This window comes from Pseudomonas rossensis, assembly GCF_039888995.1.
In the GTDB taxonomy this organism is placed as follows: Bacteria; Pseudomonadota; Gammaproteobacteria; order Pseudomonadales; family Pseudomonadaceae; genus Aquipseudomonas; species Aquipseudomonas rossensis.
Window position 1 is genome coordinate 1 of sequence record NZ_JBBWCB010000134.1, and the last position, 14,208, is coordinate 14,208.

The 14,208-nt window shown below is 55.7% G+C and carries 12 protein-coding genes and 1 tRNA gene; 6 read left to right on the forward strand and 7 right to left on the reverse strand.

The window, feature by feature from the left end; translation table 11 throughout:
• The 5 genes from WLY71_RS25120 to WLY71_RS25140 all read right to left on the reverse strand — a co-directional run.
• Positions 1-184: 4Fe-4S dicluster domain-containing protein (locus tag WLY71_RS25120; RefSeq protein WP_347805689.1), on the reverse strand; the 184-nt coding region annotated here is incomplete at its 3' end.
• A gap of 25 nt (positions 185-209) precedes the next feature.
• The gene (locus tag WLY71_RS25125; RefSeq protein WP_347805690.1) at positions 210-1,940 is read right to left on the reverse strand and encodes a fumarate reductase/succinate dehydrogenase flavoprotein subunit; all 1,731 of its coding nucleotides are present in this window, start codon (positions 1,938-1,940) and stop codon (positions 210-212) included.
• A gap of 11 nt (positions 1,941-1,951) precedes the next feature.
• Complete coding sequence (locus WLY71_RS25130; protein WP_347805691.1) at positions 1,952-2,704, reverse strand: GntR family transcriptional regulator; 753 nt, start codon at positions 2,702-2,704, stop codon at positions 1,952-1,954.
• Between the two features lie 257 nt (positions 2,705-2,961).
• Positions 2,962-3,927 (reverse strand): Gfo/Idh/MocA family protein, encoded by a 966-nt coding sequence (locus WLY71_RS25135; RefSeq protein WP_347805692.1) that lies wholly within the window; start codon positions 3,925-3,927, stop codon positions 2,962-2,964.
• A gap of 16 nt (positions 3,928-3,943) precedes the next feature.
• A complete protein-coding gene (locus tag WLY71_RS25140) occupies positions 3,944-4,831 on the reverse strand; it encodes a Dyp-type peroxidase (RefSeq protein WP_347805693.1) in 888 nt (295 codons plus the stop codon).
• Positions 4,832-5,016: 185 nt separating this feature from the next.
• On the opposite strand from WLY71_RS25140, the gene WLY71_RS25145 reads away from it, so the two are divergent.
• Together WLY71_RS25145 and WLY71_RS25150 are read left to right on the forward strand one after the other, a co-directional pair.
• A complete protein-coding gene (locus WLY71_RS25145; protein WP_347805694.1) occupies positions 5,017-6,642 on the forward strand; it encodes an NADP-dependent glyceraldehyde-3-phosphate dehydrogenase in 1,626 nt (541 codons plus the stop codon).
• 47 nt (positions 6,643-6,689) lie between these two features.
• Positions 6,690-7,730: an FUSC family protein gene (locus tag WLY71_RS25150; RefSeq protein ID WP_347805695.1), complete on the forward strand. Its 1,041-nt coding sequence runs from the start codon at positions 6,690-6,692 to the stop codon at positions 7,728-7,730.
• 14 nt (positions 7,731-7,744) lie between these two features.
• On the opposite strand, the gene WLY71_RS25155 is transcribed toward WLY71_RS25150, so the two are convergent.
• A complete protein-coding gene (locus WLY71_RS25155; protein WP_347805696.1) occupies positions 7,745-8,650 on the reverse strand; it encodes a DMT family transporter in 906 nt (301 codons plus the stop codon).
• Between the two features lie 135 nt (positions 8,651-8,785).
• Between WLY71_RS25155 and WLY71_RS25160 the strand changes: the two genes are divergently transcribed.
• Complete coding sequence (locus tag WLY71_RS25160) at positions 8,786-9,223, forward strand: Lrp/AsnC family transcriptional regulator (protein ID WP_347805697.1); 438 nt, start codon at positions 8,786-8,788, stop codon at positions 9,221-9,223.
• Between the two features lie 64 nt (positions 9,224-9,287).
• Here WLY71_RS25160 and WLY71_RS25165 read toward each other — a convergent pair whose 3' ends face one another.
• Positions 9,288-9,959 carry a Bax inhibitor-1/YccA family protein gene (locus WLY71_RS25165; protein ID WP_347805698.1) on the reverse strand — a complete coding sequence of 224 codons (672 nt, stop codon included), beginning with the start codon at positions 9,957-9,959 and terminating at the stop codon, positions 9,288-9,290.
• A gap of 123 nt (positions 9,960-10,082) precedes the next feature.
• On the opposite strand from WLY71_RS25165, the gene WLY71_RS25170 reads away from it, so the two are divergent.
• The 3 genes from WLY71_RS25170 to WLY71_RS25180 all read left to right on the forward strand — a co-directional run bounded on the left by WLY71_RS25170 (position 10,083) and on the right by WLY71_RS25180 (position 13,585).
• Positions 10,083-10,170 (forward strand) — tRNA-Ser (locus WLY71_RS25170).
• Positions 10,171-10,186: 16 nt separating this feature from the next.
• Complete coding sequence (locus WLY71_RS25175) at positions 10,187-12,229, forward strand: DUF6538 domain-containing protein (protein ID WP_347805699.1); 2,043 nt, start codon at positions 10,187-10,189, stop codon at positions 12,227-12,229.
• Positions 12,230-12,388: 159 nt separating this feature from the next.
• Positions 12,389-13,585: a replication initiation protein gene (locus WLY71_RS25180; protein ID WP_489685676.1), complete on the forward strand. Its 1,197-nt coding sequence runs from the start codon at positions 12,389-12,391 to the stop codon at positions 13,583-13,585.
• Positions 13,586-14,208 lie beyond the last annotated feature (623 nt).

Genomic DNA, 14,208 nt, shown 5'->3' on the forward strand with positions numbered 1-14,208 from the left:
GCATGCAGTACCAGCATTCGTCGAACGCCATGTAGGCCTTTTGCGTGGCCGGGTTGATCGCCAGCAGGTCCATCGGGCACACGTCGACGCACACGGTGCAGCCTTTGTGGGCGATGCAAAGGTCCTCATCGACCGTGACGGGCGCGTTGGAGCGGAAGAAGATTTCCTGGGGTTGATAGGCCATTTCGCGATCTCTCTTTTTGCGAGGCTCAGGCAGCAAAGGCACCGACCCGCAGCCGGTCGTAGGCCCGCATTTCATCGGCATCCAGCGGGATGATGTAAGGCTCGACGGCTTTCTTGAAACTGGTCATCAGCCCGTTTTCATCCTTCTTCAGATGGCAATGGCAGAACCAGTCGCTGTCGTTGCGTTGCGGGTGGTCGACCCGATAGTGGTAAAGCCCCCAACGACTTTCGGCGCGGAACAGCGAAGCGCGGGCCGCCATTTCGGCGCAGTCGCGGATCATGCTGACTTCCATGGCGCGCATCAGTTCGTGGGCGTTGTGGGCCTTGATCTGATCGAGATCGCGCTGGATATCGCTGAAGCGTTGCAGGCCGATTTGCATCTTCTTGGTCACTTTCGGCGGTTGCAGGTAGTCGTTGACGAAACGCCGCAGCTTGTATTCGACCTGAGCCGGCGGCAGGCCGTGTTCGCGGTCCAGCGGTGCGTAGACCCGGGCCTTTTCCGTTTCAATCTGCTGGGCATCGACCGTTGAAAACTCGCGTCCGGCGACAAAATCCGCCGCGTTGGTGCCGGCAAACCAGCCGTAGGTGAACGCGCCGAGCATGTAGTTGTGCGGCACCGCGGCCATGTCACCCGCCGAGTACAAACCCTTGACCGAGGTTTCGGCCTTCTCGTTGACCCACACGCCGGACGCCGAATGCCCGCTGCAAAAACCGATTTCGGAGATGTGCATCTCGACCATTTGCGTGCGGTAGTCGGTGCCGCGATTGGCGTGGAACTGGCCGCGACTCGGGCGTTCGTTGCTGTGCAGGATCTCTTCGATGTTCTGGATGGTTTCCTCGGCCAGGTGATCGAGTTTGAGGAACACCGGGCCGTTGCCGCTTTCGAGTTCCTGGTGAAACTCCCACATCATCTGGCCACTCCAGTAATCGCACTCGATGAAGCGTTCGCCCTTGTTGTTCGCGGTGTAGCCGCCCAACGGACCGGTGACGTAGGCGCAGGCCGGGCCGTTGTAATCCTTGATCAGCGGGTTGATCTGGAAGCATTCCAGGTTCGCCAGTTCGGCCCCGGCGTGATAGGCCATGGCGTAACCGTCGCCAGCATTGGTCGGGTTTTCGTAGGTGCCCATCAGGTAACCCGAGGACGGCAGACCGAGACGCCCGGCGGCGCCGCAGCAGAGGATCACGGCTTTGGCCTTGATCACGTGGAAGTCGGCGGTGCGGCAGTCAAAACCCATCACACCGTTGACCGCGCCCTCTTCGTCCGTCAGCAATCGCGTGCAGACCAGCCGATTGGTGATGTTCACCCGCGCCCGTTTCAACTGGCGATACAGGACTTTTTTGATGTCGTGCCCTTCCGGCATCGGCAGCACGTAGGCGCCCATGTGGTGGACCTTTTTCACCGCGTAGTCGCCGGTCTCGTCCTTCTCGAACTTCACGCCCCAGCGATCCAGCTGCTCGATGGTTTCGAAGCTGTGGGTCGCGTAGGCATACACCGCCGCCTGATTGACGATGCCGTCATTGGCGATGGTGATTTCCTTGGTGTACTGCTCTGGCGTCGAATGGCCGGGAATGATCGCGTTGTTCAGGCCGTCCATGCCCATGCTGATCGCGCCGCTGCGTTTGACGTTGGCCTTGTCGATCAGCAGCACGCGCAAATCGCGGTTGCGCTCCTTGGCCTTGATCGCCGCCATCGGCCCTGCGGTGCCGCCGCCGATCACGACGATGTCGTATTCCTGTTCGAGCGTCTTTCTAGTCATTGAGCCGTGAGTCATGCCTGCGCCCCTTTTTGCCGGTCGATCCGCAGGCGGTACTGGAAGGCATCGCCGCGGTAGTAAAGGTGTTCGAAGTCCACAGGTTGGCCGCTGGCGTCATGGGTCAGGCGTTCGATGCGCATGATCGGCGAGCCGGGCTCGACGTTCAGCGCCTGGGTCAAGTCGCTGTCGGCCAGCACCGCGTCGATGGCCAGATCCGCGTGACCGAGGGTCAGGCCGCAGTCGTTTTCCAGGATCAGGAAAATATCGCGAGTGACCAGATCAGCCTTCTCCAGACGCTCGCCGATGGCCTTGGGCAGGTAGGTGATTTCCAGGGAAATCGGCTCACGGTTGATCAACCGCACGCGTTTGATCTGCGCCACCGTCTCGCCTTCGGCGACGTGCAAGCGCTCGGCAACGAGTTTGTCGGCGGCAATGAATTTGAAACTGCGCAGGCGGTTGATCACCTCATAGCCGCGACCGGTCATGGACTCGGCGAGGCCTTGCAGTGTGCTGACGTTCTGGAAGGTTTTTGGCTTGGCGACGAAGGTGCCCTTGCCGTGGATCTTGAAGATCAGCCCTTCTTTCTGCAGATCCCCCAGGGCCTGGCGCACCGTGATGCGGCTGACTTTGAACAGCGCGCCGAGTTCGCTTTCGGAAGGCATCTGGCTGTCTTGCGGGTATTCGCCGTCAAGGATGCGGGCGCGCAGCACATCCCGCAGTTGGGTGTGCAGCGGAACGCTACTGAGGGAGAGAACGTTATCGGTCATGGCAGATCACTTGTTATAACGAGTTATGACGTGATCTTAAAGTTCTAATGGGAGGCTTGAGAAATACTGTTTGAGCATAAGGTTAGATTCGCCGCACGAGCACGATCCTTTGTAGCAGCTGCCGAGCAGCGCGAGGCTGCGTTCGGCTGCGAAGCAGTCGTGAAATCAGGTAGCGCGGTGTGTCAGGGTAATCTTGCATGCAGGGTTTACGACTGCTGCGCAGCCTCGCGCTGCTCGGCAGCTGCTACAGAATTACGTTAGCGTTTGAGGATCTGGTCCATCACCCAATCGGTTTTCAATGCCTGTTCGGCCACCGCCGGATGCTGCGCTTCACCCCGAATGTGCGCGTTCATGCCCAGCACGTGATGCCACTGGATGTGCTCATGATTCTCGATGTGGAGGCTGAGGGTTTCATCGGCTTCAAGCTGAACCGGATGTTCATCGAATACGGAAAAGGTGATCCGGCCTTTGCTGCCGATCAGCTCGACACGATCCTCTCGACGGTCCGCAACGAAATTCCAGCAGCCCATGCCCATGGCGCCCGAAGCAAACCGCCAACTGGCGCTGACAGCATCCTCGGCGGCATACAAACCGGCTTGCCGAGCCGTAAACCCGGCAACTTCGACGATGTCACCGAGCAGGTACTGGAACAGGTCGAAGCCATGACTGGCCAGGTCGGCGAAATAACCACCGCCAGCAATGTTCGGGTCGGTGCGCCAGTTATCTGTACCGCCAAGATCGGTCGGAGATGGCGCTTTGGTCAGGGTCCAGGTCAGGTGCCGGACCTCGCCGATCCGCCCCTCTTCCAGCCATTGCCGCACTTGCTGGAAGCGCGGCAGCGAACGTCGGTAGTAGGAAACAAACAGGTGCAGCCCGGCATCGGCAAAGACCTTTTGCATCTCACGGCTTTGCCCGGCATTCAACGACATGGGTTTTTCGACGCAGCAATGTTTGCCAGCGGCGGCCACCCTCAAGGCGTAAGCATGATGACTGTCAGGCGGCGTGGCGATGTATACCGCGTCGACCTCGGGATCATTGATCAACGCTTCCACATCGGTGTAGAACCGAGCGATGCCGTGGCGCGCGGCGTAATCCGTCACCGCTTCCAGACGCCGGCCCATCACCGCCACCAGCGCCGAGCCAGGCACCTTGTAGAAAGCCGGCCCGCTCTTGCGTTCAGCGACGCTGCCACAACCGATCATGCCCCAGCGCACCACGTTCATACTCACTCCCTGATGTTTAGCCGATGCGCAGAGCGCGCAGGTCCAGATGACCGTCCTTGAGCGGCGGGCACCAGTAGTAGCCGCCAGTGATCGGTCGGCTGATGCGGTACAAACCGTCGGTGATGCCGTCTTCCAGACCGCTCATGCGTCGCAGTTGGGCTTCGAAGGCATCAAGGGAGAAACCAAAGGCCAGGAACATCAGGCCGGCGCGATCGCCTTCGATCCAGGGCATGGAACGGCGCACCACAAAGGCCTCGGGGGCGAAGCTTTCCTGGGCGGTGCGTTTGACGTGAGCGGAGATCGGCGCGTCGTCGATCTCTTCGTTGTCGCTCAAACGACGGCCCATGATGTTGTCCTTCTCATGGGATGGCATCGCGTGGAAGCCTTTCAGATCATGCTGCCACTGTTGGATCGCGGCGAAGCTGCCACCGACCATTCCGTCAGCGCCGTCACCCACCAGCGCAGCAGCGACGGCCGCTTCGTCGTGAGGGTTTTCGGTGCCGTCTTCGTAACCGGTCAGGTCGTGGCCGGTGAGGTGGCGGAAGGTTTCGTTCATCTGCACCAGGCGCAGGGCCGGGGCCAGAGCGCCTTCGATGGCGTTGCTGCGGTTGAGCAATTCGCCACGGTCGACACCGTGCAACCAGCACCAGAGCGCGTGCTGGGTCGACGGGTTGTCGACGCCAACACCGGTCAACGCTGGAAAGGTGCGCAGGCCTTCGATTTGCCCCTTGAGGGCCTTGACCAGGGATTCACCGAACCCGACCACTGCCGACTTCCCGTCCACCAGCCCCTGCAGACTATCCAACGCGGCCGGCAGTGCAGCGGCGGATTCGAGTGCGAAGAACATATGACGGGCTTGAGGCGGAACTGGGGTGGCGAGAATGCCCGGCTGGTAGTAACTCATATGAACTCCTTTAGAAAGAGCGCGAAGTTTAACCGGAGCATTGGCCGTTGTGTGTTCTCAGGTCAAAAGATCGCGGGATCATGAGATCTGCACTTAAAAAGTCGTGCCAATAAGGCGTATAACCTTTGAAGTGAATCTGAACGGCAAGCCGCCAGCGCATGGCTTACATCACATGGAGTAGCGACATGACCACAGCACATATCCTTGGCAACCTGTTTCCCGACTCCACCGACATCCCGGAAAAATACCGACTCGACGGCCAGACCGAGCAGCGTGAATACCTGGTCGACGGCGAGCTGAAAACCTGGTCCGGGCCCCTCGCCCAGGTCCGCAGCCCGGTGTACCTGACGGGTGAAAATGGCGATGAACAAGTGATCCTCGGCAGCACGCCACTGCTCGATGCCGACACTGCATTAACCGCCCTCGACGCCGCCGTACGTGCCTATGACCGGGGCCAGGGCCTATGGCCGACGATGCGCGTGGCCGAGCGCATCCAGCACGTCGAAGCTTTCCTGGGGCGCATGCGTGAACAGCGCGAAGCCGTGGTCAAGTTGCTGATGTGGGAAATCGGCAAGAACCTCAAGGACTCGGAGAAAGAGTTCGACCGCACCTGCGATTACATCGTCGACACCATCAACGCGCTCAAGGAACTCGACCGCCGCTCCAGTCGCTTCGAACTGGAACAGGACACCCTCGGCCAGATCCGCCGCGTACCGCTGGGTGTGGCGTTGTGCATGGGACCTTACAACTACCCGTTGAACGAAACCTTCACCACGCTGATTCCGGCGCTGATCATGGGCAACACCGTGGTGTTCAAACCGGCCAAGCTGGGTGTGCTGCTGATTCGTCCGTTGCTGGAAGCGTTCCGCGACAGCTTCCCGGCCGGGGTGATCAACGTGATCTACGGCAGCGGCCGCGAGACCGTCAGCGCGCTGATGGCCAGCGGCAAGATCGACATCTTCGCGTTTATCGGCACCAACAAAGCCGCCAGCGACCTGAAAAAACTGCATCCAAAACCGCACCGCTTGCGCGCGGCGTTGGGTCTGGATGCGAAAAACCCCGGCATCGTGCTACCTGAGGTGGATCTGGACAACGCGGTCAGCGAAGCGCTCACCGGCTCGCTGTCGTTCAATGGCCAGCGCTGCACCGCACTGAAAATCCTTTTCGTCCATGAAGACGTGGTCGACTCGTTCATCGAGAAATTCAACGCCAAACTCGCCAGCCTGAAACCCGGCATGCCGTGGGACAGCGGCGTGGCGCTGACGCCGTTGCCGGAAGCGAGCAAAGTCGATTACCTGCACTCGCTGGTGGCGGATGCCGTGAGCAAAGGCGCCGCCGTGGTCAACCCCAACGGCGGTGAAGCCCGCGCATCATTCTTCTACCCTGCCGTGCTGTACCCGGTGACGCCGCAGATGCGCGTCTATCAGGAAGAACAGTTCGGCCCGGTCGTCCCGATCGTGCCTTACCGACATCTGGACACGGTGATCGATTACGTCCTGGAATCGGACTTCGGCCAGCAACTGAGTATCTTCGGCACCAACCCGGTGGCGGTCGGCCGACTGGTGGACACCTTCGCCAACCAGGTCGGCCGGATCAACCTCAACGCCCAGTGCCAGCGCGGCCCGGACACCTTCCCGTTCAACGGCCGCAAGAACTCCGCCGAAGGCACGCTGTCGGTGCATGATGCGCTGCGGGTGTTTTCGATCCGGACACTGGTGGCGACCAAGTTCCAGGAAACCAACAAAGAACTCATCAGCGAGATCATTAGCGGACGCAGTTCGAGTTTCCTGACCACCGATTACATCTTCTGAGGAGACCGAGCCTGAGCACATTCAGAGCCCATCGACTGCCACCGCTAATGCGCCGACTGCTGCGTCCGTTGCTGGACCCGTACCGGCGCTATCGCCACGCCAGAGTGATCCACGCGGTGCGTGTGTCGCTGGGGTTGCTGGCATCGATCCTGCTGACCACCGGCATCAATCTGCCCCACGGTGAGTGGGCGTCGGTGACGATGCTGGTGGTGATCGGCGGTTTGCAGCACCACGGCAACATCGGCAAAAAAGCCGCCGAGCGCGCCATCGGCACCTTGATCGGAGCCGGCGTCGGCTTGCTGCTGGTGGCGCAACAGGCCTGGCTCGGGATGCCGTGGCTGACCTATTTCGCGATGGCCGTAGTTTGCGGGTTCTTCTCATACCACGCCATCGGCAAGGGCGGTTACACCGCGTTGCTCTCGGCGATTACCGTGTTTATCGTCGCGGGGCATGGCGACAATCCGATCACCGACGGGTTGTGGCGTGGGGTGGACATCCTGATCGGTATCGCCCTGGCCCTGGCGTTTTCCTTCGCCCTGCCGCTCTACGCGGTTTATTCCTGGCGCTACAACCTGGCCGATGCTTTGCGCGACTGCGCGACGATCTACGGGCGCATCATCAATGGCCAATCGGTCACCGATGACGAACACCATAAACTCGTGGGCCGCCTGAACACGGTGATGGTGCAACTGCGCTCGTTGATGCCGTCGGTGTCCAAGGAAGTACGGATCTCCATGACCGAACTCGATGCCATTCAGCGCCATCTGCGGATGTGTGTCAGCACCCTGGAAATCCTCGGCAACACCCGACCGGCTGCCAGTGACCCGGACGCCATGGCCCATCTGCAATCGGCCTTGAAAGCCGAGCATCGGCTGATTCGGGTGCAATTGATCGGTATGGCCCGGGCGCTGAAATCCGGTGCGTCCCAGCGGCTCAGTCGCCCCGTCGAACTGCCGTCGGATTCAAGCCTGACCGCGCCGGTTTACAATCCGCTGGACGGCTACCGGTTATTGGTCCGACAGTTAGCCGCCAACATCGGCGAGATGCGCCAGCGCTTGGCCAAGACGGCACCGCGCTGGAACATCTGACGTTTCTTTACGGCTTACTGCGTCGTCACCGTCCGACGAAACTTAAGACTCCACCCCTGTTGCATGCCGGCAGCGGCCAACAGAATCGCGGCAACACCGATCCATTGCAGCGGTTCCAGGCGATGGCCGAAGGCAAACCAGTCAACGAAAATCGCCGCAATCGGGTAGATGAAGGACAACGCACCGGTCAGTGCCGTCGGCAGTTTTTGGATCGCGCCGTAGAGCAGCACGTACATCACGCCGGTGTGGACAATGCCCAGGGTGACCAGACTGGCCCACGCGCTCGGCGCTTGCGGCAGTGCCGAAAAGTGCGCGAATGGCGCGAGTAACAGCACGCCGGTGGTGACCTGAATCAGCGCGATCAGATGCGGCGGTGTGCCGGTCAGGCGTTTGATGATCAACGCGGCAATCGCGTAAAGAAAGGCTGCCCCCAGCGCCAGTGCGATGCCCATCAGGTAATCGTTGCCGCTTTCGGCCTGCCCGCCATGTGCGCCATGTGCGCTGACAATCGCCAGCATCCCGAGAAACGAAATGCCCAGCCAGAACAGTTTTTGCAGGGTGATTTTCTCGTTGAGGAACAACGCGGCCAACCCCACCAGCATGAACGGCTGAACGTTGTATACCGCGGTGCCGATGGCAATCGAGGCGCGGGAGTAAGAAGCAAACAACAGTACCCAATTGCCGACAATCGCCACGCCGCTAAGCACGGCCAGCAAGAACGTGGTGCGGGTCAGAATGCCGGGGCGCAGGAAGCCGAATGCCGCGCAGATCAGCAACAACGTGCCGGCGCCGAACACGCAACGCCAGAACACTACGTCCAGCACCGGTTGCCCGGACACCAGCACGAACCAGCCGATGGTCCCGGAAATCAGCATGGCGGCGGTCATTTCGAATGACCCGTGACGTATTGTTTTGTCCATCATCAGACTCCTGTGTTTGAGCCCAAAGTATGCCAATCCGCCGAGGGGCTTCTCCAGAGCAAAAAGCAGGCTAAACTCGATTTCTGCCTTTTTTATCAAGGCAGTTTGAATTTATTGCCTAATAGGGGTTTCGCCATGACCGACGATATCGACCAAGTGCTGATCACGGCCTTGATGGAAGACTCACGCCGCTCGCTCAAGGCCTTGGCGCAAATTAGCGGCCTGTCCTCGCCCAGTGTCGCCGAGCGCCTGCGCCGCCTCGAAGAGCGTGGCGTGCTTAAAGGCTATACCGTCGAGATCGACCCAAAATGCTTCGGCTATCAGCTTCAAGCCATCGTCCGCATTCGCCCGCTGCCGGGCCAGTTGCAGGAAGTGGAGCGGCAGATCCAGGCCATCCCTGAATTCACCGAATGCGACAAGGTTACCGGCGACGACTGTTTCATCGCACGCCTGCATGTGCGTTCGATGGAACAACTGGACACCCTGCTCGACCACCTCAACACCCACGCCGAAACCAACACTGCAATCGTCAAGAAAACCCCGGTCAAACGCCGGTTGCCACCGATGGCGTGAGTCCGTACTCAAATCGCAGGCAAGAAAAAACCCGCCGAGGCGGGTTTTTTCTCAAGGCTGACGATTAGTCATCGCGGCTCATGATGCCGAACAGCTGCAACAAGCTGACGAACAGGTTGTAGATCGATACATACAGGCTGATGGTCGCCATGATGTAGTTGCGCTCGCCGCCGTGAATGATGGCGCTGGTCTGGAACAAAATGCAGACCGAGGAGAACAGCACGAAACCTGCGCTGATCGCCAGTTGCAGACCGCTGATCTGGAAGAACAGGCTCGCCAGCGTCGCACCCAGCAGCACGAAGAAGCCTGCAGTGATGAAACCACCCAGGAAGCTCATGTCCTTGCGGGTAATCAGCACATAAGCCGACAGACCGCCGAACACCAGCGCAGTCATCGCGAAGGCCGAACTGACCACCTCGGCGCCGCCCTGCATACCCAGGTAACGGTTGAGGATCGGGCCGAGCAGGAAACCCATGAAACCGGTCAGGGCAAATGCCGACACCAGGCCCCAGGCCGAATCACGGAGTTTGTTGGTGAGGAAGAAAAGGCCGTAGAAACCGATCAGCACCACGAAAATGTTCGGGTAGCCGACACGCATCTGCTGAGCGACAAACGCCATCACGCCGCTGAATGCGAGGGTGAGAGCGAGTAAGCCGTAAGTGTTGCGCAGGACGCGGCTAACCTCTAGCTGCTCAACCTGCACGCTGTTATTAACTGCGTAATCCTGTTCGCGCATGGCGACACTCCTGTTGGTTTGAAACGTTCAGTCGCAAAGATCATAACAGACGCTCTGTAACAAGCTATGCAGAGAGTTTGACAGTGTGTTTCATTCAGGTATTATGGCGCCCGCAACGCAAACGGAGGTGTGGCCGAGTGGTTTAAGGCAACGGTCTTGAAAACCGTCGACTGTAACAGGTCCATGAGTTCGAATCCCATCGCCTCCGCCATTTTTAAGATAAGCCCTTGATTTTCAAGGGCTTTTTCGTTTCTGAAATTCAAGAAGCACACATCCGTGTGCACAGTTGTGACCACAGCCCCCTGACCTCCGGAGCTGCTGCCATGTCACGACACCCTCGCCTTTCGCTCATTCGCAATTCGTATTATTTTCGTGCACGCCTTCCTGTGCGGCTTCGTCGTGCGCTAAGGATCAGCGAGATTAGAGTCAATCTAAAAACAGACAGCCGCCGCGAAGCAGTCAATCGTGCTGGCCTCTATCATTTTTTGTTCGAACAAATGACCGGCCATATGACAGATTCTGAGCAGTTGCACATCCTTGAACAGGACATAGCACGTGGGGAGGCCGAATTCGACGAGCGATCTTCACAATTGAAGACGGCCGAAACCCAGCTAAAGCAGCTAATTTCATGGATAAAAAACATCAATGCGGAGCAAATCACATCCATCAGGCTTCAGGAGTATGCGAATTTCGTTAAGCATCACCTCAACGCCTCGCTGATGGAGAGTGAGGGCATTAAATCTACCGAAGTCAGAGCGCTCGTTCACTCGATGCGCTTAGCTATGGAATATCTGGAACCCGACGATGAAACTGACAGACAAACACCGTTAGACGAAGGTGAGCTTATAGCTTACAAACGGAAATTTAAAAGTGAATTCATGCAACTCTGGCAGAAGCAGGTTCAAAAAATCAAAGCCAATCGAGTTCCTGAATCAACGCTCGTATTGACGACGCCCCATCAAGTGAACTTGATGGCCTTGCCAACGCCAACGCCAACGCCAACTAAGCGTGTAAGCTTCCTACAACTGCACGAAGAAGAGCTTGATTCAGAGTTAGTCAAGTCGCTAAAACGCCAAAATTCGACGAACGGTGAGTATTATCGATACGCCGAAAAATTTGATGTCTTGCTCGACGGCCTTAACGTCTGCGAGCTGACCGTAGATCGAATTAAAAATCTTTATAAAGACCTATTAACGCTAAAAAAAAGCAAAGGAACTACCAAGAGTTACACTACTCGTGACGACTTGATCACTTTAGACCCGGAAAAAACGCTAGCACTTGAAACTATTGTAAAACATACCATTAGGCTGAATACACTACTCGCATTTGCCAAGCAAAAAAATTACATAAACTTAGACTTACAAAGTGTTGATAAAGCCTCGCTAGGCTCGTTGATTACCGCTAAGCAAAAGACCCAAAAACACGATGACGAAGATAACGCGGCTCCCTTCACAGAAGACGAAATAGCGAAAATATTCAACAGTTATCTATACAACAAAGATAAAACCAGAAACGTTAGGGCCGTACACCCCTACCAATATTTCTTCCCTTTTCTTGGTGCATTTACAGGCTGCCGGATAAATGAGCTTGCACAACTAGATACTGACGATGTAGTCATCGAAAATCCATGTTCATACATAAAAATCGAAGGAGATATTGACTCTAATGTCCCTGGTGCCCGATCCCTAAAGAATGAGCCTAGCAAACGAAAAGTACCGATCCATCCGAAACTGATTGAAATCGGCTTTTTGGACTACGTCGAACAAAGAAAGGCTTCAAAAGAAAAGAAACTTTGGGATGGCTTGAGGTGGGCAGAAAAAGGACATTATGGCGCATTGGCCACACAATTTTTTTGCCGCCTCGATGGTCCTGGTGGATATTTACACCATCTTGGTATCCATCTAAAAGCGAATGACAATAAAAACTTCCATTCTTTTCGGCATACGCTGATCACCAAGCTTAGAAATGAAGCTATTGTAGGATTAAATCCCAAGAATACTGATGCCCTTATTGAGTCAATTACAGGGCATGCGTCAAAAAACAAAACCACTGCCGATGATTATGGCCACCATACATTATCGCGAAAATTGGAAGTAATCAGCAAGATCTCCTACAAATTTGAAATAGATGTTATGAACTATCAAGCTTTCTATGAGCGCTACCAATCATTGATCAAACATGGCGCAGCCAAATGCAAACAAAAAAAGAAAAAACAACATATACCTCAATCTAACAACAGGTATAAACAAGCGAACAACGCAGACACATAACGTCGCTAATGATATTCTTTAAGAAGGCGCGATTAGAAAGCTTTATGGCATCGAGGCGCTCGCTTAACATTTTCATAAAATAGATCGCTCGAACTGGCGACCAATCGGAAAATCGGGGGGACAATAGGATGCAAGGAATAAAATTCAGAGAAGCTTAAGTTGCCATCATTTAACGAAGAAAGACTACCTCACTCTCCTTATTGCACCGATGATCGCCAACACGGCCTAGTGATAAGACCATTGCGAACAGCGATTAAAAAGCGCTACATACAATTCAATCCACCTCACGCGCTTTATTGGATAGTACTTGACATCGACATGCCAATTATGGGCAGCCTTACGATGAGTAAAATACTTGAAGGTGAAATCCCCCAACCCAATTTTCTAGTCGAAAATCGGGAGAATGGCCATGCGCATGCTTTCTTTGGATTGAAAACACCGGTAGCGAAAGGTGATCATGCGAGCAAATCGGCTTTAAACTATGTCGCTGCTATTGAAGCGGCGTTAATTCGAGCATTCGGTGCTGATGCGCTCTACACAAATCTCATCAGCAAAAACCCGCTCAATCCTCACTGGAATCTGATCGATTTAAGATCAGAGCTGTACACGCTGGGGGAATTGCATAAAAAATTGGATCTCCGTGGCCCGTCTAAAAATATAATGCGCCGCATCGCCCTAGAAGAAGCTAAAGCGCAAGGCATTGCGCGCAATTGCCAAATGTTCAACCGTATTCGCTCATATGCTTACCAAACTGTCAGAGAATACAGGCAGTCAGCATCGTTCAACGAATGGCAGCGCCTATTAGTTTCCAAGGCCGAAGTCTATAACGACTTCCCCGACCCCCTCTTATCTAAAGAACTGAGCCATATAGTAAAGTCGGTAGCGAGGTGGACATGGTCAAAGTACACCGCTAAGAGCGCGGCTGAGTTTTCTCGACTGCAAGCGGAACGAGGCGCCAAGGGCGGTATAGCTAGCGCTCAAAAGCGCTCAGCTGATGCTGGTTCTGGTGATGCTTTTAATGAAAAAATGCGGCAGCTAGGCAAGCGAAATGGTAAAGGGATCTCGGCTGCTCAACCCTGGCTCGAAGAAGGCATTAGCCGCAGTCAGTGGTATCGAGACAAGAAAAAATTGGTCCCAATTGAATCAACTGGTTCGCAGCCTGTGCTAGAGGCACCGACTCAAACAACACAAGCCGAATTAGGCGCTTGGGGGATCATCTTTGAATTCCCATGGAAGCAACCTCTTCGTACCGCCCCTACTCCGACCCTGCACAATTCTTTCTCAATCGATCTAGACGAAGAAGACGAAGAGGTGCATCCGATCTGCCTCTACGATGAACTCGGTGAGCTAAAATAAGATACATAACTCCCATCGCCAGCCAGATGGGAAGCATTCCTGTCTGTGGCACAAAGCGAAGCCTAGTCAGATAACAGTGCCTTTGGGGGGGGGGGTTAGCTTTTGATCTTAGCTGTGTAGGGGCTCTAACACTATACTAAACCTATTGAAGGTAAAGATTGAGTTGCCCCCACATAAGAACGATCAAAAAAGCCACCCTGAAACGCTCCAGAATCCGCTGTGGGGTGTTTGGACACACCTATCAGCATACCTGAACACTTTCTGTAAAACTCGTCTTAAAGGCAGCTTGGAGGCCCTGTAACAGGAACCCGGACGTTCGCAGCCTGTGCGAGAGGCACCGATTCAAACAACACAACCGGAATAGGCTTTTGGGGGATCAGCCTTGAAAACCAATTTCGTATGCGTACCGCCCCTACTCCGACTCTGCACAATTCTTTCTCAATCGATCTAGACGAAGAGTTGCATCCGATCTGCCTCTATCCTGATCTCAGTAAACTAAAATGAGATACATAACTCCCATCGCCCACCAAATGGTAAACATTCCTGTTTGTGGCACAAAGCGAAGCCTTGTCAGATAACAGTGTCTTTAGGGGGGGTAGCTCTTGATCTTAGCTGTGTTACTC